This window comes from Streptomyces sp. CB02959 (assembly GCF_002803155.1).
Taxonomy (GTDB): Bacteria; Actinomycetota; Actinomycetes; order Streptomycetales; family Streptomycetaceae; genus Streptomyces.
In genome coordinates this window covers 16,258-39,282 of the sequence record NZ_NNBP01000002.1, presented here as the reverse complement: position 1 = coordinate 39,282, position 23,025 = coordinate 16,258, and the positions used below count along the sequence as shown (strand labels likewise).

The 23,025-nt window shown below is 69.5% G+C and carries 22 protein-coding genes and 1 pseudogene; 7 read left to right on the top strand and 16 right to left on the bottom strand.

What is annotated here, in order from left to right; all coding sequences use genetic code 11:
- Window positions 1-650 precede the first annotated feature (650 nt).
- From CG747_RS03500 to CG747_RS03485, 4 genes are all read right to left on the bottom strand, one after another.
- Window positions 651-1,664, bottom strand: a complete 1,014-nt coding sequence (locus CG747_RS03500; RefSeq protein WP_100600115.1) for an aldo/keto reductase — start codon at window positions 1,662-1,664, stop codon at window positions 651-653.
- A 236-nt stretch (window positions 1,665-1,900) separates the two neighbouring features.
- Entirely contained in the window at window positions 1,901-2,695 is a 795-nt protein-coding gene (locus tag CG747_RS03495; protein ID WP_100600114.1) for an SDR family NAD(P)-dependent oxidoreductase, read from the bottom strand.
- A 98-nt stretch (window positions 2,696-2,793) separates the two neighbouring features.
- Complete coding sequence (locus tag CG747_RS03490) at window positions 2,794-3,618, bottom strand: aldo/keto reductase (RefSeq protein ID WP_100600113.1); 825 nt, start codon at window positions 3,616-3,618, stop codon at window positions 2,794-2,796.
- Window positions 3,619-3,727: 109 nt separating this feature from the next.
- Window positions 3,728-4,144 carry a heme-binding protein gene (locus tag CG747_RS03485; RefSeq protein ID WP_100600112.1) on the bottom strand — a complete coding sequence of 139 codons (417 nt, stop codon included), beginning with the start codon at window positions 4,142-4,144 and terminating at the stop codon, window positions 3,728-3,730.
- Window positions 4,145-4,445: 301 nt separating this feature from the next.
- Between CG747_RS03485 and CG747_RS03480 the strand changes: the two genes are divergently transcribed.
- Window positions 4,446-4,913, top strand: coding sequence for a MarR family winged helix-turn-helix transcriptional regulator (locus CG747_RS03480; RefSeq protein ID WP_100600111.1), 468 nt, complete (start codon window positions 4,446-4,448; stop codon window positions 4,911-4,913).
- 356 nt (window positions 4,914-5,269) lie between these two features.
- On the opposite strand, the gene CG747_RS47065 is transcribed toward CG747_RS03480, so the two are convergent.
- Window positions 5,270-5,569, bottom strand: coding sequence for a hypothetical protein (locus tag CG747_RS47065; RefSeq protein WP_146022035.1), 300 nt, complete (start codon window positions 5,567-5,569; stop codon window positions 5,270-5,272).
- Window positions 5,570-6,038: 469 nt separating this feature from the next.
- Between CG747_RS47065 and CG747_RS03475 the strand changes: the two genes are divergently transcribed.
- From CG747_RS03475 to CG747_RS03455, 5 genes are read left to right on the top strand one after another with little or no spacing between them, the layout of a single operon-like run.
- On the top strand, window positions 6,039-7,538 hold the full coding sequence (locus CG747_RS03475) for a sensor histidine kinase KdpD (RefSeq protein WP_100600110.1): 1,500 nt from the start codon (window positions 6,039-6,041) through the stop codon (window positions 7,536-7,538).
- 50 nt (window positions 7,539-7,588) lie between these two features.
- Window positions 7,589-7,975 carry a roadblock/LC7 domain-containing protein gene (locus CG747_RS03470; RefSeq protein WP_100600109.1) on the top strand — a complete coding sequence of 129 codons (387 nt, stop codon included), beginning with the start codon at window positions 7,589-7,591 and terminating at the stop codon, window positions 7,973-7,975.
- Complete coding sequence (locus tag CG747_RS03465; RefSeq protein ID WP_100600108.1) at window positions 7,972-8,343, top strand: DUF742 domain-containing protein; 372 nt, start codon at window positions 7,972-7,974, stop codon at window positions 8,341-8,343. The genes CG747_RS03470 and CG747_RS03465 overlap by 4 nt, the downstream gene beginning before the upstream one ends.
- Window positions 8,324-8,947, top strand: coding sequence for an ATP/GTP-binding protein (locus CG747_RS03460; protein ID WP_100600107.1), 624 nt, complete (start codon window positions 8,324-8,326; stop codon window positions 8,945-8,947). The genes CG747_RS03465 and CG747_RS03460 overlap by 20 nt, the downstream gene beginning before the upstream one ends.
- Complete coding sequence (locus tag CG747_RS03455; protein WP_257980198.1) at window positions 8,944-10,413, top strand: cytochrome P450; 1,470 nt, start codon at window positions 8,944-8,946, stop codon at window positions 10,411-10,413. The genes CG747_RS03460 and CG747_RS03455 overlap by 4 nt, the downstream gene beginning before the upstream one ends.
- 179 nt (window positions 10,414-10,592) lie before the next feature.
- Here the strand turns inward: CG747_RS03455 and CG747_RS03450 are convergent, their stop codons facing one another.
- The 11 genes from CG747_RS03450 to CG747_RS03400 all read right to left on the bottom strand — a co-directional run bounded on the left by CG747_RS03450 (window position 10,593) and on the right by CG747_RS03400 (window position 22,027).
- Window positions 10,593-11,561: a hypothetical protein gene (locus CG747_RS03450; protein ID WP_100600106.1), complete on the bottom strand. Its 969-nt coding sequence runs from the start codon at window positions 11,559-11,561 to the stop codon at window positions 10,593-10,595.
- A 618-nt stretch (window positions 11,562-12,179) separates the two neighbouring features.
- Window positions 12,180-13,583 carry an FAD/NAD(P)-binding protein gene (locus CG747_RS03445; protein WP_107490298.1) on the bottom strand — a complete coding sequence of 468 codons (1,404 nt, stop codon included), beginning with the start codon at window positions 13,581-13,583 and terminating at the stop codon, window positions 12,180-12,182.
- Between the two features lie 308 nt (window positions 13,584-13,891).
- Window positions 13,892-14,563: a TetR/AcrR family transcriptional regulator gene (locus tag CG747_RS03440; RefSeq protein WP_100600105.1), complete on the bottom strand. Its 672-nt coding sequence runs from the start codon at window positions 14,561-14,563 to the stop codon at window positions 13,892-13,894.
- An 86-nt stretch (window positions 14,564-14,649) separates the two neighbouring features.
- A complete protein-coding gene (locus CG747_RS03435; RefSeq protein WP_100600104.1) occupies window positions 14,650-15,318 on the bottom strand; it encodes a response regulator transcription factor in 669 nt (222 codons plus the stop codon).
- Window positions 15,315-16,523: a sensor histidine kinase gene (locus CG747_RS03430; RefSeq protein ID WP_100600103.1), complete on the bottom strand. Its 1,209-nt coding sequence runs from the start codon at window positions 16,521-16,523 to the stop codon at window positions 15,315-15,317. Before CG747_RS03430 ends, CG747_RS03435 begins: the two co-directional genes overlap by 4 nt.
- A gap of 215 nt (window positions 16,524-16,738) precedes the next feature.
- A complete protein-coding gene (locus CG747_RS03425) occupies window positions 16,739-17,968 on the bottom strand; it encodes a cytochrome P450 (protein ID WP_257980196.1) in 1,230 nt (409 codons plus the stop codon).
- A 104-nt stretch (window positions 17,969-18,072) separates the two neighbouring features.
- Entirely contained in the window at window positions 18,073-18,402 is a 330-nt protein-coding gene (locus tag CG747_RS03420; protein WP_100600101.1) for an oxidoreductase C-terminal domain-containing protein, read from the bottom strand.
- A gap of 3 nt (window positions 18,403-18,405) precedes the next feature.
- Window positions 18,406-18,600 carry a ferredoxin gene (locus tag CG747_RS03415; RefSeq protein WP_100600100.1) on the bottom strand — a complete coding sequence of 65 codons (195 nt, stop codon included), beginning with the start codon at window positions 18,598-18,600 and terminating at the stop codon, window positions 18,406-18,408.
- A gap of 53 nt (window positions 18,601-18,653) precedes the next feature.
- Window positions 18,654-19,853 carry a cytochrome P450 gene (locus tag CG747_RS03410; protein WP_100600099.1) on the bottom strand — a complete coding sequence of 400 codons (1,200 nt, stop codon included), beginning with the start codon at window positions 19,851-19,853 and terminating at the stop codon, window positions 18,654-18,656.
- Between the two features lie 2 nt (window positions 19,854-19,855).
- Window positions 19,856-20,458, bottom strand: a complete 603-nt coding sequence (locus CG747_RS03405) for a DUF3159 domain-containing protein (RefSeq protein WP_257980195.1) — start codon at window positions 20,456-20,458, stop codon at window positions 19,856-19,858.
- A 351-nt stretch (window positions 20,459-20,809) separates the two neighbouring features.
- Window positions 20,810-22,027: a PP2C family protein-serine/threonine phosphatase gene (locus CG747_RS03400; RefSeq protein WP_257980234.1), complete on the bottom strand. Its 1,218-nt coding sequence runs from the start codon at window positions 22,025-22,027 to the stop codon at window positions 20,810-20,812.
- Between the two features lie 304 nt (window positions 22,028-22,331).
- Here CG747_RS03400 and CG747_RS50895 point away from each other — a divergent pair.
- A pseudogene (locus CG747_RS50895) lies at window positions 22,332-22,730 on the top strand (SUKH-3 domain-containing protein); the annotation flags it as partial.
- Window positions 22,731-23,025 lie beyond the last annotated feature (295 nt).

Sequence of the window (23,025 nt, the reverse complement as noted above, 5' to 3'; positions counted from 1 at the left end):
CTGGTTCAGGTCCGGGTATGCGTCGAGCACGCGGTCGGGTACGGGGCAGCCGTCGGCGCTCAGCAGTAACTTGGGCGAGCGGGAAGCCCGAGGGGCTGAGGCACGTGCGGACGGCCGACTGCGGCGGTTCGGCGGACAGTACGGCGATGTGCCGGGCGGCCGCCTGGTTGTCGGGGGTCTCCGACACGAAGTCCAGGAGTGCGGCCCGTAGTTGTGCCGTGAGCTCGTCCTGCCGCGGGTCCGCGCGTTCCGCGATCGCGGCCAGGGACCGGCACAGGCGCTCTCCGGCCACCGGTCGGGCCGGCCGCGGGAGGCGCTGCGGTTGCTGTGCGCCGTGGTCACTTCGCAGCCCTCCACGCCGAACGTGGTCATGGCCGCACCCGGCGACGGGAACGGCTCACGACCGGGCGACGGACGGACGGAATCGTCGCACCAGCGCTGACCACGTGCGGCGTGGGCGCGGTACTGCCGGAGCGGGCGGACGAGATCCTCGGCATCATCGGCGTCGCATGGCCGAATGCCGACGAGGACGACTCCCACCGTGCGGGCAACGGCGGGGATCCGCCCGATCGGCGATCAGCCGGGATCCCGTGTGCGGACCCGGGACGGTCCAGGGCGTCGAGGCCGTCCCGGTGGCCGCCCGCGAAGAGTCAGGCGCCGGCCGGGAGCGGGGCGGCCGGGTCGAGCAGGCCGGTCTCCCGCAGGTCGTTCCAGAAGGCGGTGGGGATCTCCTCGCGCAGCGCGCCGAGGTCCTCGGCGATGCGGGAGGGGCGGGTGGCGCCGGGGATCGCCGCGGCGGCGGCCGGGTGGGCGAGGGCGAACTGCAGCGCGGCGGCCTTCACGGACACCCCGTGCCGTTCGGCCAGTTCCCGGATGCGCCGGACGGTCTCCAGGATGTGGGCCGGGGCCTGCTGGTACTCGAAGTGGGTGCCGCCGGCCAGGACGCCGGAGCTGTACGGGCCGCCGACGACCATGTCGACGCCCTGCTCCTGCGCCGCGGGCAGCAGCCGCTGCAGCGCCTGGCGATGGTCCAGCAGGGTGTAGCGGCCGGCCAGGAGGAAGGCGTCGGGGCGCGGCTCGTCCAGGGCGAGGGTGAGCTCGACGGGCTCCACCCGGTTGACGCCCAGGCCCCACGCCTTGATCACACCCTGGTCGCGCAGGTCGTCCAGGACCCGGAAGGCGCCGGTGCGGGCGGTCTCGAACTGGGCGAGCCAGCGGTCGCCGTGGAAGTCCTGGGCGATGTCGTGCACCCAGACGATGTCCAACCGGTCGGTGTTCAGCCGCTGGAGGCTGTCCTCGATGGAGCGCTTGGTGGCGTCGGCGCTGTAGTCGTCGGTCATCTTGTTGGGACGGCCGTGCTCGAACAGGCCGCCCTTCTCGCCCAGATCACGGGCTGCGGGGTCCTCCACCTCGTCGTGGATGACCCGGCCGACCTTCGTGGACAGGACGTAGGAGTCGCGCGGCTGCCGGGACAGCATCGCGCCGAGCCGTATCTCGGCCAGGCCCGCGCCGTAGAAGGGGGCGGTGTCGTAGTAGCGGATGCCCTGGTCCCAGGCGGCCTGCAGCGTGGCCTGCGCCTCGTCCTCGGGGATGGCGCGGAACATGTTGCCCATGGGGGCGGTGCCGAAGCCCAGCGAACCGGGCAGCAGGTGGGCGAGGCTCATCGGGAGCTCCCTTTTCGTACGTGGTGGTGAGCCGCTCGGCGACTCCCCCGTACGCCTTTTCGCAGCCTTACTCACAAACGAAGATACTTGCATACGCGCTTTAATGCAAGCGCGGGTTAAGTGCGTCAGGAACGGTCGCCCGGGTGCACCGCGGGAACGACGGAGACGCGCGGTGGCCGGACCGTCCTCCGCGGAGGTCGGTCCGGCCACAGGGTGGGCAGCGAGGAGCGCCGGGCTCAGGGCAGGATCGAGTCCACGTAGCCGCCGTCGACGCGCACGGCACCGCCGGTGGTGGCGGAGGCGTAGGGCGAGGCGAGGTAGACGACCAGGTTGGCGATCTCCTCCGGCTCGATGAGGCGCTGCAGCAGCGACTGCGGGCGGTACTTGACCATGAACTCGTGCTGCGCCTCGTCCCAGGGCAGCTCGTCGCCGACGAGCTCGCGGACGAATCCCTCGACGCCGCCGGTGTGGGTCGGTCCGGCGATGACGGAGTTGACGGTGACGCCGGTGCCGGCGGCGGCCTTGGCGAACCCGCGGCCGACGGCGAGCAGCGAAGTCTTCGTCATGCCGTAGTGGATCATTTCGGCGGGGATGACCACGGCCGAGTCGCTGGCGAGGTTGAGGACGCGCCCCCAGCCCCGCTCCGTCATACCGGGCAGGTAGGCGCGGATGAGCCGGACGGCGGAGAGGACGTTGACCTCGAAGTAGCGGCGCCACTCGGCGTCGTCGATCTCCAGCGGAGGGGCGGAGCCGAAGATGCCGAGGTTGTTGACGAGGATGTCGACCGCGGGCACGGACTCCAGCACGGCGGCGGTGCCCTGCTCCGTCGCCAGGTCGCCCACGGCGCCGATGACGTCGTCGCTGCCGGACTCGGCACGCACGGTGCGGACGGCGTCCGCGACGCGCTCCGCACCGCGGCCGTTGACCACGACGCGGGCTCCGGCGCGGGCCAGGCCGGTGGCGATGGCGTGGCCGATGCCCTGGGTGGAACCGGTGACCAGTGCGGTGCGGCCGGAGAGATCGATCTGCATGAGGCGTTCCCCTCGTCGAGGCGGTGGAGCGGCTGAGGTGGTGTCGGCACCCCGGGACGCCCGGCCGGCGTGGACGGGCGCCCCGGGGGCGTGCGGGATCAGTTGAGGGTGTCGGGGTCCGGGCCGGTGCGCAGTCCCCGGTCGAGGCCCGCGAGGGCGGTCAGGTCGGCGTCGGTGAGCTCGAAGCCGAAGACGTCGAGGTTCTGCCGGATGCGGGCGGGGGTGACGGATTTGGGGATCACGATGTTGCCGGTCTGCAGGTGCCAGCGCAGGACGACCTGTGCCGGGGTTACGCCATGCGCCGCGGCGATTCCCACGATCGCCTCGTCCCCGAGGACCGCGCCCTGGGCCAGCGGGCTCCATGCCTCGGTGGCGATGCCGTGCTCGGCGTGGAAGGCGCGCAGCGCGGTCTGCTGGAGGCCGGGGTGCAGCTCCACCTGGTTGACCGCCGGGGTGATGCCGGTGTGCTCCAGGAGCCGTCGCAGGTGCGGGACCTGGAAGTTCGAGACGCCGATGGCACGGGCGCGCCCGTCGGCGAGGATCTTCTCCAGCGCCTTGTAGGTCTCCACGTACAGGTCGCGGGCCGGGGTGGGCCAGTGGATCAGGTAGAGGTCGACGTGGTCGAGGCCGAGCTTGTCGAGGGAGGCGTCGAAGGCCGCCAGGGTCCGGTCGTGGCCCTGGTCGGCGTTCCACAGCTTGGTCGTGACGAACAGCTCCTCGCGGGGGAGGCCGGAGGCGGCGAGGGCCTTGCCGACACCGCGCTCGTTGCCGTAGATCGCCGCGGTGTCGATGCTGCGGTAGCCGGCCTCCAGGGCGGCGGCGACCGCGGCGGTGGTCTCCTCGTCGGGGACCTGGAAGACACCGAAGCCCAGCTGCGGCATGGTCACGCCGTTGTTGAGCGTCACGTTCGGTACGGAAGTCATCAGGGGGGCCTTTCTTTGGTGTTGCTGTGTTGCTGTGTCGCTGTCTTGCTGTGCTGCCGTGCGCCGTGGGGGCGGAGCGGGGGGCTCGCCGGTCCGTGGGGGGGGTGGGTCAGAGCGCCTGGAGGGCGGCCTGGGCGAAGCCGTGGTCCTGCTCGGGGGCGCCGCCGCCGAGGCCGAGGGCGCCGACGAGCTGTCCGTCGCGGTGGATCGGCACGCCGCCCGCGATGAACAGCAGGGGCTTGCCCAGCGCGGTGGGCAGGGAGTGGAAGGGCCCGTCCGGCTTGACCAGGTCGACCAGGTCGGCCGTCGGCGCGTTCAGCTGCAGGGCGGTGTACGCCTTGGCCGTGCTGGTCTCACCGGAGATGAGTACGGCGCGCTCGTCGCGGCGGAAGGCCAGCAGGTGTCCGCCGGCGTCGAGGACGGTGATGCTGACGGGGACTCCCGCCGCGTCGGCGGCGCGGCGGGCGGCCAGGACGAGGGTCTCCGCGTCGGCGGCGGTCAGCGGGGTCACGGCGGTGGTGCTCATGGGGGACTTCCTTGCGATCGGTGGGGCACGCGTGCGGTGCGGGTATGGGGGATCACGGGCGGGCCGCTCCCGCTGCGGTGGGAGCGGCGATGCCGTAGGCGCCCATGGCCGGGCCCGGCGGTGCGAGCGGCATGGCGAGGGCCCTTCGGCACACAGAGAGTGATGCGCGAGCCCCTTACACGCGTCGACAATAGTTGCACACGAGGGCTAATGGCAAACGCGGGTATAGTGGCTCTCGTGATACGGCGGCAGTCCCCCTGCCACCGCCTCCACCCGCACCACCCGCACCAGGGAGCCGCTCATGACCGCCACCGACCCGGCGATGACCGCACTGGCACACAGCTGGTCGGCGCTCTCACTGCTGCACGGACGCATCGAGAGCAGCGTCGAACGCGCGCTTCAGACCCGGCACCGGCTGAGCGCACGCGAGTACGCGCTGCTCGACGTGCTGAGCCGCCAGCACGACGGCGAGGGCGGCCATCTGCAGATGCGGCAGGTCGCCGAGTCCGTCGTCCTCAGCCAGAGCGCCACCACGCGGCTGGTGACCCGGCTGGAGGACCGCGGGCTGCTCGCCCGCTACCTGTGCCCCACCGACCGCCGCGGCATCTACACCAACGTCTCCGACGACGGCCTGCGCCTCCTTGAGGAGGCCCGCCCCACCCACAACACCGCCCTGCGCGAGGCCCTCGACCAGGCAGCCGCCGAACCGGTCCTCGCGCCCCTGGTCCACGCCGTCGAGCAGCTGCAAGGCGGCGACAGGCCGGCGTGACCCGCCGCCACTCGCGAGGGAACACGACAAACCAGCACGCCTTTCGCGTAGTTGACCCAGGCCCTCCATCGCACTAACCGAAACCCGCAGTTCGACTCCGTCGCGGACCAGCCCGGACAGCGTGGTGCCGTCGACCGTCCGGAAGTGCTTGGCCACGAACACCGGGCAGCGACCGGACTCCCGCACCAGGTGCGCGAGCGTGCGCACCTTGGGCCAGTTCCATGAGGCATCGCTGTTCCAGCCGTACGCAGGAAACGCCGCCCACCCGGCAGGGCCCGTAATTCGGAGCGCGCCAACGCCGCCCCCGGAATTCCTCCCGCCGGCGCAACAGTCGCGCATTTCCGTAGACTGCAAAATCAACCCGCGATCCAGCGATGGGAATAGATCTGCGCCGGGCTGATCAATCGCGCCAATACGCCACCCCTCAGCCTCTTCGATTTCCCGGCATCCAGCCCGATGAATTCAAGAGTGTTATCGCTGGCATAGGCGCAGCGTTTCCCCGATGCCGGACCGACCGAAAGCGCGGTGTGCGCCACCCGGACGCGCGCTGCGTTGGCGTGACTGAAGGCCGGCCGCCCGACCCCGCGGGGCGACAATCCGGCCAACTCATCCACCATCAGCGCGACACCGAAGCACCACAACCCGAAATCGGACATCTGCTCGACCCTCGAATATACGTTTCTTCTCGGGTCGGCACCGGCCGCCCGACGGGGCCCGCTCGACGGGTCAATGGATCAAAGAATCGATGAATCAGCAGGTCCCCGGCCCCACGGAATCCCGGGATCAAACAATCGTTCCGGATTTCGCACACGAGTGCACTCATGTGTTATACGCACTCGGGCCACAGAAACACATCCGACCCCGCTATGCTCGCTGTCGCGCAGCGAGTTGCGGCGATTACCGAACGTCGCCACTGGCTGTCATGGTGCCGCCGATCGCACAAGGGCTCGGGCGTCCTGGGACCCGGCCTGTTGCGTGCGGAACGCCGCCTTGGAACGCGCCGCGGCCAAGCAATTGGCGCGCGTGATCCCACGGTTGCCGACCTTGTGCGGGCGGCCTTCCCGTGGTGCCCATGGACGCCATGTATGTCGCCCTGTCCATTCCATTAGTGCTCTGAGGATGCCGATGGCTCGTGCTGGTTCGCCCCCCGGAGGGTCGGGGCCCGCTTCCGCCCCCATATGGCTGCTGCCATCCGTACTGCTTGCCGTCTGCACGGCCGTGGCCGTGTCGTTGACGCCATCGACGGCCCGCGCCCCGGTCGCCGCCATCGGCATCGCCGCTACGGTGGCCGTGGCCATCGCAGCCGGGGAAACGGCTCGCCGAGGACGTGCGCTCGACGAACTGCGCCGGCAGTTCGCCCAGCGGGAGTCCGTTCTGCAAGGCCACCTGGCCCAGCAGGAAGCCGAAACCGTACGGATGGCCAAGGAGACGCTGCCCAAGGCCATGGCCCAGCTCCAGGAGGGCATCCGGGCCGAGGACGTGCTCCGCAACGTCGGCCATGTCTCCCGTGTCAGCCCCGAGTTCGAAGCCGCCTACCAGGCGGTGCTGCGCTACGTCCTGCAGGCCGTCGAGGCCGAGGAGGACCTGCGCGACTCCGCCCAGCGGGCCTTCGTCAACATCGCTCGGCGCGTACAGGCGATCGTCCACCAACAGGCCCAGGAACTACGCGAGATGGAGGACAAACACGGCAACGACCCGGAAGTATTCGGCGACTTGCTGCAACTCGACCACCGCACCGCGCTGGTCGGCCGGCTCGCGGACAGCATCGCCGTACTCGGTGGGGCCCGGCCCGGCCGTCAGTGGCAGCAGACCATCCCGCTGTTCAACGTGCTCCGCGGTGCGATGTCCCGGATCATCGACTACCAGCGCGTCGATCTGCACTCGGTGGCCGAGGTCGGCATTCTCGGACGCGGCGTCGAGCCGCTGATCCACGCCCTGTCCGAACTGTTGGACAACGCCACCCGCTACTCACCGCCCCAGACACGCGTCCATCTGACCGCGACCGAGATCCAGACCGGTGTCGCCATCGAGATGGAGGACGCCGGGATCGGCCTGACCGACGAGGCCCGCCTGCGCGCCGAGCAGGCCCTGGCGCAGGACTCCCCCACCGGAATCGACCTCGACGACCTGGGCGAGTCGCCGCGACTCGGCCTGGCCGTGGTCGGCCGGCTGGCGCGCACGAACGACTTCAAGGTCTCCTTCCGCAGCTCCGCGTACGGCGGGGTACGCGTCGTCCTGATCGTCCCGCCGGAGCTCATCACCGCGACTCCGGTGCCCGGCGGGGCCATCGCCAGGGCCGCCGTCCTCCCGCCGCCCCGCCGCCGCGGCGGTCCGATGCGCCACGTGGAGGGGGTCGTCGAGGAGCCGGTGCCCGCCGTCTCCCCGCGTGGTGCCAACGGGCTCCCGCAGCGCAGGCGCCGCACCCGCACCGTGATTCCGCCCCTGCGGCACAGGCCCGCGGCGCCGTCCACCACCGCGTCCGACGCCCCGGCGTCAGCCGCTGCTCCCCCGCAGGCCGGAATGTGGCTGGCCGCCTTCCAGGAGGGCATCTCCGGCGAGCCCCGAGCCGGGGCCCCGGCGCCTCGTCCCGACGGCCTGAGCGACCAAGAGTCCGAGCGTAACTGAGTCATTAGGTAAGGATGAGTAAGTAAGTGGTGACACAGCAGCGACTCAATATGAACTGGTTGCTTGAGGGCCTGGCGTCGAGCGTTCCGCACACCCGTGACGTCGTGGTGCTGTCCTCGGACGGTTTGTGCATGGCTCAGTACGGCACGGACGAGGACACCGCGGATCGCCTCGCTGCGGCCTGTGCCGGTCTGCAAAGCCTGTCGGCGGCCATCGCCACGGAATTCCCGCACGGCGACGGGCAGATGAAGCTGGTCGTCATCGAGGTCAACGGCGGTTTCTTCTATCTGATGGCGGCCGGCGCCGGAGCGTATCTGGCGGTGCTGGCCGACGACAACGTGGACGCCGGCCTCATGGGACAGGGGATGCGGGACCTGGTCGCCCGGATCGGTCAGCACCTCACCAGCCCGCCGCGGGCCGACCGGCAGGTCCCATGAGCGACGCGGATCCGGAAAAGCGCCGGAGTTGGGAAGAAGGCGGTCCCGAGCGCCTCTACATCCTCACGTCCGGCCGGAACATACGGTCCGCAGCGGCCCCCCTGGACGTGGTCACGCTGATCGTGACCCGGAACCGGCCCACGTCGAGCACGCAGCCGGAACAGGTCGCCATCCTCCGGATATGCGACTACCCGCTGTCGGTCGCGGAGATCTCCGCATACGTCCATCTTCCGGTCAGCGTGGTCACGGTACTGCTCGCGGAGTTGCTGGAGAGCGGCCATGTCGAAGCGCGGGCGCCGATCCCGGCCGCCTCGTTGCCCGATGTCGAACTGTTGGAGGCGGTGATGCATGGACTGCAAAATCTCTGAGCCCGTCGTCGGGCCCCGGAGCGAGGACACCCTGCCGGCCTCGGTCTCCACCGCGGTCAAGGTAGTGATCGTCGGTGGTTTCGGGGTGGGCAAGACCACCCTGGTCGGATCGGTCAGCGAGATCCGTCCGCTGACCACCGAGGAGACGATGACGCAGGCCGGTGTCGGGGTGGACGACATCGCCGGAGTCGAGCGCAAGACCGAGACGACGGTGGCGATGGACTTCGGCCGGATCAGCCTCAGCAGCGAGCTGGTGCTGTATCTCTTCGGCACCCCGGGCCAGCAGCGCTTCTGGTTCCTGTGGAACGGCCTCTTCGAGGGCGCGCTGGGGGCGGTGGTCCTGATCGACACCCGGCGCCTGGACGACAGCTTCGACGTGATCGGCCGGCTGGAGGAACGCGGTCTGCCCTTCGTCGTCGCCATCAACGCCTTTCCGGACGCCCCTTCCTATCCCATGTCGGAGCTCCGCGCGGCCATGGATCTCCCCGACGACGTACCCATGGTCGATTGCGACGCCCGTGACCGCGGCTCCAGCCGCGATGCCCTGCTGACCCTCATGCGCTATCTCTACGCCCTCACCACCACAGCTCCGGAGACCCGGTGACCCCCTCCCACGCGAACCAGCCCCGTACGACGTCCGCCTCCGGACCGCCTCCGGGATGTCCCGCTCATGCCCGACCCGGGGAAACCGACGGACTGGCGCGGCTCTTCGGCCCCGAGGCGGTCAACGACGCCCCGGGCTTCTACGAGAGACTGCGCGCCAAGCACGGCCCGGTGGCCCCGGTGCTGGTGGACGGTGACCTGCCGGCCTGGCTGGTCCTGGGCTACCGGGAGAACCTCGAAGTGCTGCGCACGCCCTCCCGTTTCAGCCATGACTCGCGTATCTGGCACTGCTTCAGGGAAAACCAGGTCGCGGCGGACTCACCGCTCATGCCGGCCCTCGCCTGGCAGCCCGTCTGCCTCTTCATGGACGGCGCGGAGCACGAGCGGTTCCGGGTCGCGCTCACCGAGAGCATGGCGCGCTTCGACCGGCGTGGGATCCGCCGCTGCGTCACCCGGTCCGCCAACCAACTGATCGACGAGTTCATCGGTGCGGGACAGGCCGACCTCGTCAGCCAGTTCGCGGAGCAACTGCCCCTGCGCGTCATGGCGCAGCTGCTCGGAATGCCCGACGAGGACGGCGCGCGGTTGGTCGAGGCCACCCGGGACCTGCTCAAGGGCTCGGATACGGCGTTCCAGAGCAACGAGTACCTCGTACAGACCCTGCAGCAGCTCGTGCACCGCAAACGAACAGCCCCTGGACCGGATTTCACCTCGTGGCTGATGACCCACTCGGCCGAGCTGACCGACGAGGAAGTGGTGCAGCATCTGCGGCTGGTCGTCATCGCCGCGAACGAGAACACCACCAACCTGACCGCGAACACCCTGCGCATGATGCTCACCGATCCGCGTTTCCGGGCGTCGCTCACGGGCGGCAGCATGACCCTGCCCGACGCGCTGGAACAAATGCTGTGGGACGAACCGCCGACCGCGGTGGCGCCCGCCCGTTGGGCCACCGGCGACACGGAACTCGCCGGTCAGTCCATCAAGGCCGGGGACATGCTGCTCCTCGGGCTGGCCGCCGGCAACGCCGACCCCGTCATCCGCCCCGATCTCTCCGTCCCCATGCAGGGCAACCGTTCCCACCTCGCCTTCACCGGCGGTCCGCACGAGTGCCCCGGCCAGGACATCGGCCGGGCCATCATCGACACGGGAATCGACGTCCTGCTGATGCGGCTGCCCGATATCGACCTGGCCGTTCCCGAGGGCGATCTGAGGTGGGTGTCCCATTGGATCGCCCGCCATCTGACGTCGCTCCCGGTGAAGTTCACGGCGAGTCCGCAAAAGGGCCGCCGGGCGTCGGCCGGCGGCCCGGAGAACGATGCGCACGGCGCCGCCGTCCGCCAGGATTCCACCGCCGACAGCCCGGGAATCGCCGACGAATCGCCCGCCGCCGACTCCTCTTCCGGCGTGCCCGGGGCGCGTTCGTCCTGGTGGAGCCTGTTGAGGCGGTGGCTGTCGGGCAAGTAGCGCCGTTACGGGAGCGTTCGCCGCGCGCCTCTCGAAACCGCCGGAGACGCATGCCGGGGCACCGGTACCTGTGTACCAGTGCCCCGACGTGCGTCTCCGGCGGTCTTCTTGCTTTCAGCAACCGGCAGTCCGCCGATACCGATGCCGATGCCGATGCCGAAAAGGGACTCCCGCGTTTCCTACGAGCATTCGCGGTAACGGGAGGATTCGAGCGACCAGTCGTAGTTCGCGCGGATCCAGTCCTGTAGGTGCGCGGCCTGGTGGAACGCTGCCGAGCGTTCACGTTCCGACATCTTCCGGCCGCTCAGCCAGTCTTCGAAAACCGTTCTCCGGTGGGTGAACCGGCGCACGCGGTCGTCCAAGAGGCCGGCGACCTTGATCTGCGCCGTGCGGCGATCGCAGTGGGCTTCGCTCTGAATGACCGAGATGGCGTTGAACGGCTCCCCGGCCGACTCCTCCTTGCTCGCCGACCAGAGGTCGTTGACGAAGATGATGGCGTCCGCGGTGTCGGCTTCCATGCCTTGGAAGTGCGGGTTCAGTGCCACCTCGTCGGAGATCTCGAAGGCGCAGGCGCACTCGTTCAGATCGGCCGAGGGTGCGGCGGCGATCGTGTAACGGCGCAGCCTGATCAGCTCGTTCAGCGAGATGGGGGTCCCGCCGGCCCTGATCGTGGTTTCCTTCAGATTCCCCTGGAAGTAGCCGCGCCACCGATCGGCCGAACGCTCGATCCACTCAGGGGACATGCCGTGCACGCTTCTGCTGCGGATGTCACGGAATGCGTCAATGACCGGTGTCCCGTCGACCTCCGACGTGAAGGAGGGGTCGTCCGCGATGCCGGTCACGGCCGCGACGAGTTTCCCGGCCCGGGGGATGTCGCAGGCGAGCGGACCGCCGTCGAACAGGTCGTCGAACCGGAAGAACCACGCCAGCGCGTCGGCGGCGAGGCGCAGGCCGCGGGCGGTGGCCTCCGGATAGGCCCGGGCGGCTAACTCGACCATTTTCCATTCCTTGAAGCTTTCGGCGTCGGCGTCATCCGAGATCAGCCGGTATCTCCGAAGCCATCGCTCGTGGCCGGCGCGGATGTCTTCCAGGTGCGGATTGATGCGCGGCGGAAAGGGCATGGTGCTGCCGAAATCTTCGAGCTGCATGATCGCTGCTACCTGCTTTCACGTGGGCCCGCCCACCCTGGTTGTACTGGATCAGGAACGGCCCGAGGGGTGCGCCGGGGCAGCCATCGCCGGTCACGAGGCGGTATGTCCAGTATCAGCGGTAACGGCGCGGTTTGCTGCACGGCAATGCCCCTCAGGTGCCTGGTAGAGCATCTGGCGAAATTTCCTGCGGGTATCAACCGCAGGTTCCAGCCACTTCGTCCATCGGAGTAAGAATCGCGCAACGCGGCACGGGTGTACAGGGGTCCTCGTGAATCACTGCCCGTCAGCGAAATGCCCCCTGACCGGCTGATGTACAGGGCGCTGCCCGGTGCGGCGGGCGCGGTCCCGGCGGTGGTCAGAGGCGCGGAGGTGGGCGAGGAAGGCGAGGACGCGGCGGTGGCCCGGGGCATCGAGATGGAGGCCGAGCATGCGCCACGTCCCCGCCGGTCCGTACCGGGCGGCGGTCGGCTCCGAACCACGGGGCCGACCTGCCTTCGCCGTCAGCCCGCCCCCCTGCGCATACCGCATGCCGGACGATCTACCGCGACAGACAACCGTCCGTCAGCAGGGCCGCCGATCCGCCGCCCCAAGGAGCCGATATCGGGCTGCGCCCGGTCAGTTCACCGCCGCGGCTGCGTCCGCCTGGTGCACAAGCTGCTCCAACTTCAGTTTCTGGGCCTGGAACATGGGGAGGAGTGCGGTCCGCTGCTCGGGGGAGATCTCCGGGAGCCGCCGGCCCAGGAGCCGGCAGGTACCGAGCCATTCGACGAGTGCGGGGTCGGCGGTCCACCGCACGATCCGCTCCTGGATGTCGCCGAAGAACTGTATCCAGTCCAGGGCGGAGTCCGGGTGCTGCGAGGGCGCGCACAGCGCGTTCCTGGTGTCGTCGTCGGTGCAACTCGCCTCGACGTGGGCGATGAGTGCGGCGCTGAACACCTGCTGGCAGGGAACCACCGCCTGCAACGTGATGTGCGCTTGGTCGAAGACCGGCACCGTCTTCCGTCGTTCCAGGCCGTCGGCGGTGCAGTCGATGTAGAGGGTGCCGGTTTGCGTGGGAAGGGTGGCCTGGTCGAGTTCGATCGCGTTCTCGCCGATGCGCTTGACCCTGCCGTGGCGGACGATGTCGCCGATGCGGCGCAGCTGTTCGAGTTCGGCGCGGGCGACCGTCGCGCAGCGGTAGGCGGTCGGCTCGTTGTCGGGCGACAGCCGCAGCAGCAGGCCGCTGTCCTCCAGCCGTGCGAACAGCTCTTGGACCGTCTCAGCGCCGGCAACGGCCTCGCGACGGGCCGCTTCCTTTTCGAGGTAGGAATCCCCGGGCTGGGTGTGGGCGCGGTCGATCAGCCACGAGTCGCGGGGCATGATCCAGGTGATGTCGGACGGGTCGGTGCCGCGGCCGAGCAGCCACAGACAGGCGTCGATGCCCGTCTTTCCCGCCCCGACGACGGTGTAGTGGGACGGCCGGTCCTGGAGGGCGGGCAGCTGGTTGGGGGTGATGAGGCGGACGCCGGGAGCGACCTCGTACTTGGGCGGCACCATGGCGGGCACCGTGACGTTCATGTAGGTGGCGTCCACGGTCCGCCGTTTGACGGTCACCTCGAAGTCGGCCCCGCTGACGAGGGAGTGGAAGCGCTGGATGTCGGGCCGCTGTGGATCCGGGCCGTCGTAGAACGACTTGGGGAAGTAGGAGACCCGTCCGCTGGGCAGCAGTGTCCTGCGCATCACCTGGTCGAAGTAGGCCAGGATCTCGCTGGCCGAGGCCAGCTCGTGCAGTCCGGCGTTCCAGCCGTCCTGGTCCACCGTGCCGCTGCCCAACTCACGTGAGTTGACGCCGTAGTAGGCCGACGGCTGGTGCAGGCGTACGAAGGGGTAGGCGACCGTCCAGTGGCCGCCGGGCTGGTCATAGCGGTCGACGATGGCCACCGTCGCGTCGGTTTCGGCGATCAGGGTGTCGGCGAAGGCCATGCCCATGGCCCCGGCCCCGACGATCAGGTAGTCGACCTCAAGAGCTGTCGGATTCAACGAACACCGTCCTTCCGCAATTGCTTTTCGAAGGTTGAGAGCCGGCCGTGCTCAGCGCGGCCGGCGGTTACCGGTGGAACGCCGCGGCGGAGCCGCGGCGTGTGAGGATCTTTCGTTCGCGCGATGTCCAGCCGTCACCGGCGGACTCGGCGCGCAGGACCGCGGCGGAGAGGCATGCCGGCAGGGGCCCTTGACCGCGCTCGGTGGCTCACACCACTGCGGTCAAGGCCACCACGCGCGGGTTCCGGGCCCGGCAGGAAGCGAGACGTCGGGCCCGGCGAGGAGCGCCTCGGGATGTACGAATGCGCTCAGGAACTGGCGGGGCCGAAGCCGGCGACACGCTCTTCCTCGGCGGTCGTGAGGGCGACCACCGGCATGTCCGTCAGCCCGGGGCGGACGGACATGCCGTCCAGGACGATCGTCAGGCAGCGCCTCCACACCGCGCTTGAGACCGGCTGGGTGTGCTGGATCACGCAGCCGACCATGTAGAAGACGAGTGGCAGGTCGGTCATCGCCAGGTCCGGACGCAGCCGGCCGGCGTCCTGGGCACGACGCATGACCGCATCGGCCGCCGGCATGAACCTGCGGCGCGCCTGCGCCACCAGGGGACGCCCCCCGACCTCGGAGAACACCACTTCTCGCAGTCCGCGGTCGGCTGCCATCAGCTCCAGGATCATGGTCAGCAGGCCGACGAACCCCTCCCACGGGTCGTCATGCGCCAGAGCCTGCTCGGCGGCCACCGCCAAGGCCTCGACACGCTCTTCGAACAGCTCGTTGATCAGCGCTTGCTTGTTGCCGAAGAGCCGGTAGGAAGTCGCCACTCCGACACCGGCATGGCGAGCGATGTCGTCGAGGTTCACCGCCAGCCCCCGCTCGGCGAACACCTCCCGAGCGGCCTGGAGCGTGCGCTGCCGGTTGGCCTCGGCATCGCGTCTCAGGCGCCGTGCGCCACGGGACGCGGAGGATTCCGTTCCGTCCATGAGTCCACAGTAGCACTATCTGGAGTTGCCAACTCCAGATACGTCGCCCCGGCTACCGGTGGGCGAAGCAGCAGCCGAGGCTCAGGTCAGGCATGGGGGCTCGCCAGACCGGCCTGGTAGGCCATGACCACGAGTTGGGCCCGGTCTCGGGCGCCGAGTTTCGTCATCGCGCGGTTCACATGTGTCTTTGCGGTGAGCGGTGCGACGTAGAGCCGCTCGGCGATCTCGTCGTTGGACAGTCCCGCTGCGACCAGGATGACCACTTCGTGCTCGCGTGGGGTGAGTGCGGCGAGTTCCGGGGGTGCCTGCGGGCCGGGGGCGGCGGGCTGGGCCAGGAAGCGGGCGATCAGGGCCTTGGTCGCGGTCGGGGACAGGAGGGAGTCGCCTGCGGCCACCACGCGGATCGCGTTGAGGAGTTCGTCGGGGTTGATGCCTTTGTCGAGGAAGCCGCTGGCGCCGGCGCGTAGCGCTTCGGCGACGTACTCGTCGTTCTCGAAGGTGGTCAGAACGAGGATCTTGACGCCCGCGAGGTTCCGGTCGTCGCTGATGAGCTTGGTCGCGCCGAGGCCGTCGAGGTCGGGCATGCGGATGTCCATCAAGATCAGGTCGATGTGTCGGGTACGTGCGAGGTGGACGGCCTCGCGTCCCGTTGCTGCTTCGGCTACGACCTCCATGTCGGGGTCGGAGTCGATGAGCATGCGGAAGGTGCCACGCAGGAGTGCCTGGTCGTCGGCGAGGAGGACTCGGATCGTCACGGGTTGAAGCCCTTTCGGTCGGCGCGTAGGGGCAGTTCGGCGTGGATGCGGAAGCCGCCGGTGGGGGTTGGTCCGGCGGTGAGGGTGCCGCCTGCGGCATTGGCCCGCTCGCGCATTCCGATCATGCCGTGGCCGGTACCGGCGGGGCCTGGACGGGCGCCTTCGCCGCTGCTGGTTTCCGGCGTGCCGCGGCCGTCGTCCTCGACGGTGATCCGCAGGCCGTCGGTGCGGTGGTCCAGGTGGACGCGTGCCGTTACCGCGCCGGCGTGCTTGCGGGTGTTGGTGAGCGCTTCCTGGATGATCCGGTAGGCAGTGAGGTCGGTGATCGACGGCAACTCGCCTGCCCGGCCGGTCCGCTTGAGCGTGACGTCAAGTCCGCTCTGGCGGAAGGAGTTCAGCAGACCATCCAGGTCGGCGAGGCCGGGGGCGGGTTCGCGGGGCGCGTCCGGGGTTTCGCCGTAGCGGAGCAGCCCTACCGTGGCACGCAGTTCGTCCAGGGCCGTTCGGCTGGTGTCCCGGATGCGCTCAAGGGCCTGGTAGGCGTGGGCGGGTTCGGTACGCATCAGGTGGTGGGCGACGCCTGCCTGGGCGTTGACCAAGGTGATGTGGTGGGCCACCACGTCGTGCAGCTCCCGGGCGATACGCAGGCGGTCCTCGGTGACCCGGCGGTGGGCCTCCTCCTCCCGGGTGCGCTCGGCGCGTTCGGCCCGTTCCACGGCCGAGGCGAGCAGTTGGCGGCGGCTGCGGGTGGCGTCGCCGCTGGCCGCCGCCAGGCCCATGCCGGCGACGAGGGCCAGGTGCTGCCAGAGGCTGTCCAGACCTGGGTCGCTGATCAGCGTCGCGGTGACGAGTACCGCGGCCGCGCACGCGCCGACGCGCCAAGCGGAACGCCTGTCGGCACGCAGCGCCGCAGCGTGGACCGCGACGCCGGCTGGGATGAGTGAAGCCCCGGGGAAGGAGAACAGAAAAGTCTGGGCGACGTTGACAGCCAAGGTCACGGCGACGACCGGGATCGGCCAGCGGGTGCGTACGACCAACGGCGCGCAGGCGAGCGCCAAGCTACCGAGGCACCAGGCGATCGAGATCCCGCGGTAATAGGCGGTGCCCAGGGCCACCGGGGCGGACAAGGTGAAGCAGCTCACGGCGACTGCCGGGCCAGCCATCCACGGCCAGGCCCGCAGCCACTGCTTGGGCCGGTCGATCATCTGAACCCCTTCACTGTAGGTCCGCCTGTCCGTCGCGGTGATGACGCCGCTCGCGCGCCGCGGTGCCGTCACGCTGAGGAGCGCAAGGAACACCGTCCGCAGCGCCAGGCCCCTCGACGTGAGGTAATCGAGGGCCCCTGCGGCACAGTCCACTGACCGAGGTGTCCGATCCCTGCGCGCCGCCTGGTGTCCTCACCGGTGGCGCCGTCGAGGAGCTAGGCCGCGGCAGTGTCGCCCTCGTCCAACCAGGTCACGGGTAGCGAGTGGACTCCGTAGACGAGCATGTCGTGGCGGAACGGCAGTTCGTCCACCGGGACCGCCAGCCGCAGGTGGGGGAAGCGGGAGAACAGGCTGACGAGCATGATCTCCAGCTCGGCGCGGGCGAGGTTTTGCCCCACGCATGCGTGCGGGCCGTAGCCGAACGCGACGTGCTGCACAGGGCCGCGGTCGAGGTCGAGCCGCTCGGCGTGCGGGCACAAGGCCGGGTCGAGGTTTGCGGCAGCCGTGTTCGGCGCGACCCAGTCTCCGGCGCGGATCAGTTGTCCGCTGATCTCCACGTCTTGCACTGCTCGGCGGATGAGGTTTCCGATATTTGCGTTACCGGCGAGGCGGCGTATCAGTTCCTCAACAGCCTGGTCGGCCCTCTCGGGGTGAGCGGTGAACGTGGCGAGTTGGTCGGGGTGTTGGAGCAACGTGATGGTGGCCATCGCGGAGAAGTTCGCGGTCGTCTCATGCCCGGCGATCAACAGCGCGGCACACAGTGAGGTCAGCTCCGCGTGGCTGAGGTCAGGGTGTTCGTGCAGCAGGCGGCTGATCAGGTCGTCGCGGGGGTCGCTCAGCCGGGCGTCGAAGACGGATTCAAGGATTGCCGCGAGTCGCGCGAAGGACTGCTGTGCTTCGTCTGCTGTGGGGTTCAGCCCCAGCATTTTGCTCGCCGCGTCCTGGAATGCCTGTCGGTGCTCATACGGCACACCGAGCAGTTCCGCGATCACCAGTGACGGCACCGGCAGAGTGAAGGTGCTCACCAGGTCCACCGGAGCGGGAGACGCCGCGACGGCGTCGAGGTGTTCGTCGACGATCTGCTGGATGCGCGGTCGCAGCGCGGCGATCCGCTTGACCATGAACTGACCGGTCAGCTTGCGGCGGTAGTGCTGATGCTGTTCGCCGTCCGCGCTGTTGAACGCGGCGGGATTGTTCATCGGCGGCCTGGAGACCGCACGCGTCTGCGGCTCTATCTCGTCTTTGCGGCTGCTGAACCGCTGTGGATCGCCCATCACGGCGCGGAAGTGCTCGTAGCCGGAGATCAGCCAGGCGTCGATGCCGTTGGGGAAGCGGACCTTGCGTACCGGTTCCTCGCGGAGCAGGCGGGTGGTCTCCCGCGCGGGCTCCAGCGGGTGGTTGCGTTCGCGGGGCAGGGGGATGGGTTCGTGGGCGGGGCAGGTCACGGGAAGCTCCTTGCGGTCAGGGTTGGGTTGGGTTGTTGGTGCCGGGGTGACCGGCGTTCGGCGCGGGCACATCGGCCGGGCGGCCTCTTCGCCACTGGCCGGAGTCAGATGGTTGTGTGCTGGGCGATGTGCCCGCGGTACTGAAGCAGGGCGCGTGGGCTGTTCCATCCGAGTGCGCCGACGACCCGGCCGCCCGCGTGGTACAGCGCGACGAACTTGCGTGACGGCAGGTCGCCGCCGACCACCTCGATGTGCGCCTCGGGAGGGCACCAGCCATGTATTTGGATCTTGGTGTCGTACTGGTCGGTCCAGCCGAACGGTATCGGGGCGTAGGACAGGGAACGGTTCGGGCCGGCGAGGAGGTTCTTGGCGGCGATGACGGCCTGTTGGGTCAGGCCAGCGGCCGAGGCGCCCACCATGACGATGTGATCCATGGTCTACCGCTCCACCTCGATGGCCAGCGCGGGACAGCGAGCAGCCGCGTCCTCGACACGGGCCAAAAGCTCGCGCGGCGGGTCAGGGGTGAGCAGGACGACGATGCCGTCCTCGTCGCGCTGGTCGAAGACCTCATCTGCGGCCAGCACACACTGACCGGCACCCACGCACTTGTCCTCGTCAATAGTGATCTTCATGGGGCACTTCCTTTCGATTCGATGTGGTGGGACAGGTGACCGCGGTGGGCGGCCTACCAGGTCACGGGCAGTTCGTGGACGCCGTAGATGAGCATGTCGTCGCGCATCGGCACCTGATCGACCGGCACTGCCAGCCGCAGCGTGGGGAACCGGTCGACCAGAGCGGACAAGGCGGCCTTCAACTCCACTCGGGCCAACTGCTGGCCCAGGCACTGGTGGATGCCATGGCCGAACGCCAGGTGCGGGCTTGAGGGCCGGTGTACGTCCAGCCGGTCGGGGTCGCCGGGGAAGTGCGCCGTGTCGCGGTTCGCCGAGGGCAGGCAGGCCACCACCGTGGAGCCTGCCGGGATCCGGTGGCCGGCCAGCTCCAGGTCCTGCACGGCCGTGCGGCGCACGCCGAACTGGATGATGCTCAGGTAGCGCAGCAGTTCCTCGACCGCGCCGTCCATCAGCGACGCATCGGCGCGCAACGCCTCCCACTGGTCGGGGTTCCGCAGCAGGCACATGGTGCCCAGCGCGATCATGTTGGCCGTCGTCTCATGCCCGGCGAGCAGCAGCAGTACCCCGGCTCCGGCCAGTTCCTCGTCGGTCAGCTCACCGGAACGCGCCAAACCGCTGAGGATGTCGTCGGTGGGGTTGTCCCGCTTGGCAAGGGCCAGGTGGTGGATGAACTGCCTGAGAGCCCGAGCTGCCTGTTGCACGTCCTCCGGGCTCGCGTCGAGTCTGACAAGTGTGGCGGAGTTGAGCTGGAACTCCTCACGGTCGGCGTAAGGCACCCCGAGCAGCTCGCAGATCACCAGCGAAGGAACCGGCAGCGCGAAAGCTTGAACGAGATCGACCGGCCCGCCGGCAGCGGCCATCGCATCCAACTGCTCTGCGACGATCCGCTCCACCTGGGGAGTCAACTGCCGCATCCGGCGCACGGTGAACTGGCCCGTGAGCAGCCGCCGGAACCGGGTGTGCTCCGGCGGATCCATCGTGATGAACATCCCCGGCGCAGGCGGCGGCACCGGCATGTCGCCCGCGGTGGCGCCGCCGGTCCGCAACGGGCGCCGTCGGGAACTCAGCCGCGGATCGGCCAGCACCGCCCGGACCTCCTCGTACCCGGTGACCAGCCGGCCGGGCACGCCATCGGGCAACGTCACCTCCGCAACGGGGTCGTTCTCCCGCAGCGTGCGGTAACCAGGTGGCGGATCGAAGGGGCAGGTCCGCGCCGTCGGCTGCGTCCTGTCAGTAGCGTGCGCTTCGGTCACCGTCAGGAAGCCCTTTCCAGACAAGCGGAGGTCCCGGCACTCGGGCGGTCTTGGGTGGTACAGCGGTGTGTACCGACGGTGCGGCGGTACACGCGCCACCCCCACAGCACACCCACCGCAAGGACGATCGGGCCGAGAACGTCGACCGAGCCGAGGGCCACGGCCTGGCCGGACAGAAACAGCGGGAGCTGGACCGCCAGCATCACGAGGTGCCCGGCGAGAATCACCAAGTTCCCCTTGGTGAAGGCCCAACGGCGTATCCGACAGCGCCGCCATCCGGTCCGCTCCCCCGTCACCGCGCCGACCAACAGGCCCATCGGCGGCCATCCCAGAACCAGCAGCACCGGTGTCACCACGGCCACCACGCAGTGCACCACCAAACTGGGCAGGAAGAAGTTGGTGGCCTGACCGGTGCGGGCAGCCAACACACCCCCGACGCAGATCAACCCCAGGGCGACGAGCGGTCGCCGGATCGGTTCCCGACGCACCATCCGGTAGACGCACACCCCGGCCCCACCCGCGATGGCCAGCGCCAACGCCACGGCGAGCCGGTGCGTGACGGCAAAACTCACGGTGAACCCGAAGACCGGGGCGACATCGATCACCGTGTTACACAGCCGACGACGGACAACGGTTGCGGTGACATCCTCGCGATGTGCTCCAGGATCCACGACTGCTCCAGACTCCTCGACAGGCGGCGCTTGCTCCGCCGCTTCGACACCATCCACCGTGCCGTCTGAGCGCAACGCTGTCGTCGCCCGTCCGCAGACAGTTGACCTGCCGCGAACGCAGTAGGGCAGGCCGCACCCTCCTACAGATGCAGGCGCCGACCGGATGCAGGCGCCGACGACCAGAACCGACTCGCCGTCGGTCGCTCCTTCGCCACCGATTCACCCGCGCTGGACCGGCGCGGCCGCGACGAGCAGCAGAACGCGCAGGCTCGGTGCAATCCCGCGTCACCGGGATTGCGGGCGCCATTCGAAGAGCAGGATGGTCGCGTCGTCCCGCAGTTGGTTGCGCTGGTAATCGAGGATGGCGTGGGTGAGCAACCGGAGTACCTCGGCCGGGAGTTGGCCGGCGGCGGAGGAGCGGATGATGAACTCGGCGAACCGGTCGAGGCCGAACTCCGCACCGTCCGCGTCGCGAGCCTCTACGACACCGTCGGTGTAGAGCAGGACGCAGTCGCCTGGTTCCAGTGTTGCCTCGTGAACCTTCCGCGCTGTCGGGGCGAGTTGGCCGGCCAGGCCGATCGGAGGCTGCGGGGGGCTGTCCAGCACACCGTCGAGCACCCGCTTGGCACGGATCAGCAGCGGTGGCGGGTGACCGCAGTTGACCCATTGCAGCACCCCGGTGACCGCGTCGAGTCGGCACAGCACGCCGGTGCAGAAGTGGTCGGGCAGCCACTGGGCGAGGGCCCGGTCGACGGAGCCGACGACGTCGGCCAGGTCGCCGCCGCCGCGGCGGGCGTTCCGTGCCGCCGCCATGGCGACCGAGGTGGTCAGGCCGGCGACCAGGTCGTGCCCCATGGAGTCGAGGATCATGGTGTGCAGCACGTTCTTGACCACCGAGTGGTCGTAGGCGTCGCCGGCGACGTCGTACGCCGGTTCCAGGACAGCGGTCGAGACGCATCTGCTGCTGCCGACGGTGTGGGGTGGCAGAAAGGCCCGCAGCATCTCGGTGGGCAACCGCATGGTGGCGGTGCGGGCGAGGCCGGCGAGCCAGTCACTGTAGGCGCGCTTGGAAGTGATCAGCATGGCGAACAGATGGGCCAGCATCCGGCTGCGGCGCATCCGCGCCCCGTCGAGCGCGGCGGTCCGCACCGCCAGCACGCCCAGTCGCTCCGCACCGTCGACCAGCGGCAGCCAGACGATCACGCCGTCGTCGGCCTCGGCCACCCGCGAGGAGACCGTGCGGTACGCCCAGCCGGCCGGCGAGCGGTCCACCGGCAGCGGTTCCAAGGCGTCGTCGAGCGGGATGAGCAGCCGTTGTTGCAGGTCGACGAGGTAGATCAGCGCAGCGTCCAGGCCGAGGGCCGAGGCGCACCGATTCGCCAGGGCGGGCAGTTCGAACGGCAGGGCCGTCTGTGCCTCGATGATCAGCTCTTCCAGTCGGTTCTCGTCGACTGCGGTGTCGGGACCGGCGGACGTGTGCGGTAGGTCCGGCAAGGGGATCACCCCTTCCGTGCCCAGTCTCACACCGATCCCGGCCTCTCTCACGTCCGGCATGATGGCGCCGGGTGCGACGGCGGCGTGGGCGAGAGCGGCGGCCAGGGGCGCCGGTTGGTTCGGCCACCTCGCCGATGCTCAGCTGCGAGGCGGCTTCGGTGGTGGTCATGCCGCTCGCTCCTGGAATTGATCTACACCTTGCTCTGGATCGTGGCGTCAGGGGCATGACCATTTCTGATCAGCAGCCGCTCGGCTCACCCTTCTCCGCTGCCGCCCCGCCGAGGACGTCGTGGCCGACCGCGACCTTTCCGGCATGACCGCCGTGGTGACCGGGGGCTGCTCCGGGCCCGGCCTGGAGACCACCCGCACTCTGACGGCCGCCGGGCCCGGGGCATCGTTCCAGCCCGCCGCCCCCCACATCGCCCGTGCCGCTCTCCAGGAGGCGAAGGACTGCCAGGTCATCCCCATGGACCTGGCCGACCTCGGCAGCGTCCGCTCGGCCGCCGCACCCGTCACTTCACGCTCGCCCGCGAGCTCTACCCGCTCCTGGCCACCGCCGGCGGCGCGCGTCATCGTCAACAGCATGCTCTTCCCCCTCGGGTCCCATGGCGCGGACTCGCTGATCGCCGTGGACGAACAGAGCAGGCTTTTTCTCGTCGACCACGGTGGACGGTGGTTCCTCGGCAGTTCGGCGCTTCAGGGGCTCACCCTGCTCATCGAAGGCCGGCAGCCCGTCCGTGTTCGTCAGGACGGGACATGGGCAGAGGAGAAGGCCTCCCCAGACCTGAACCAGGCCGGCGAGCCTGACGGCACTGAACGGTCAACCACGGGCTCCCGCGCGGGAGCTGCCATCCAGAGCGTCTTCGGATGGCAGATCCACCGAACTCGCACTTCAACCGTGCCCACGGGACGAAATGCGCGACGATTCAGGGACGCCCACGGAGCCCCCTCGCAGAGGTCGCGCGCCACACCGACCACGCCCAAACGCAAGAGCGGACCTCGACTCG

Coding starts and splice junctions, on each gene's coding strand:
- CG747_RS47065 (WP_146022035.1), bottom strand. CDS start 5,569: ATGTCCGATTTCGGGTTGTGGTGCTTCGGTGTCGCGCTGATGGTGGAT.
- CG747_RS03490 (WP_100600113.1), bottom strand. CDS start 3,618: ATGACTTCCGTACCGAACGTGACGCTCAACAACGGCGTGACCATGCCG.
- CG747_RS03475 (WP_100600110.1), top strand. CDS start 6,039: ATGGCTCGTGCTGGTTCGCCCCCCGGAGGGTCGGGGCCCGCTTCCGCC.
- CG747_RS03495 (WP_100600114.1), bottom strand. CDS start 2,695: ATGCAGATCGATCTCTCCGGCCGCACCGCACTGGTCACCGGTTCCACC.
- CG747_RS03500 (WP_100600115.1), bottom strand. CDS start 1,664: ATGAGCCTCGCCCACCTGCTGCCCGGTTCGCTGGGCTTCGGCACCGCC.
- CG747_RS03480 (WP_100600111.1), top strand. CDS start 4,446: ATGACCGCCACCGACCCGGCGATGACCGCACTGGCACACAGCTGGTCG.
- CG747_RS03415 (WP_100600100.1), bottom strand. CDS start 18,600: ATGAAGATCACTATTGACGAGGACAAGTGCGTGGGTGCCGGTCAGTGT.
- CG747_RS03460 (WP_100600107.1), top strand. CDS start 8,324: ATGGACTGCAAAATCTCTGAGCCCGTCGTCGGGCCCCGGAGCGAGGAC.
- CG747_RS03430 (WP_100600103.1), bottom strand. CDS start 16,523: ATGATCGACCGGCCCAAGCAGTGGCTGCGGGCCTGGCCGTGGATGGCT.
- CG747_RS03420 (WP_100600101.1), bottom strand. CDS start 18,402: ATGGATCACATCGTCATGGTGGGCGCCTCGGCCGCTGGCCTGACCCAA.
- CG747_RS03485 (WP_100600112.1), bottom strand. CDS start 4,144: ATGAGCACCACCGCCGTGACCCCGCTGACCGCCGCCGACGCGGAGACC.
- CG747_RS03470 (WP_100600109.1), top strand. CDS start 7,589: ATGAACTGGTTGCTTGAGGGCCTGGCGTCGAGCGTTCCGCACACCCGT.
- CG747_RS03450 (WP_100600106.1), bottom strand. CDS start 11,561: ATGCAGCTCGAAGATTTCGGCAGCACCATGCCCTTTCCGCCGCGCATC.
- CG747_RS03440 (WP_100600105.1), bottom strand. CDS start 14,563: ATGGACGGAACGGAATCCTCCGCGTCCCGTGGCGCACGGCGCCTGAGA.
- CG747_RS03465 (WP_100600108.1), top strand. CDS start 7,972: ATGAGCGACGCGGATCCGGAAAAGCGCCGGAGTTGGGAAGAAGGCGGT.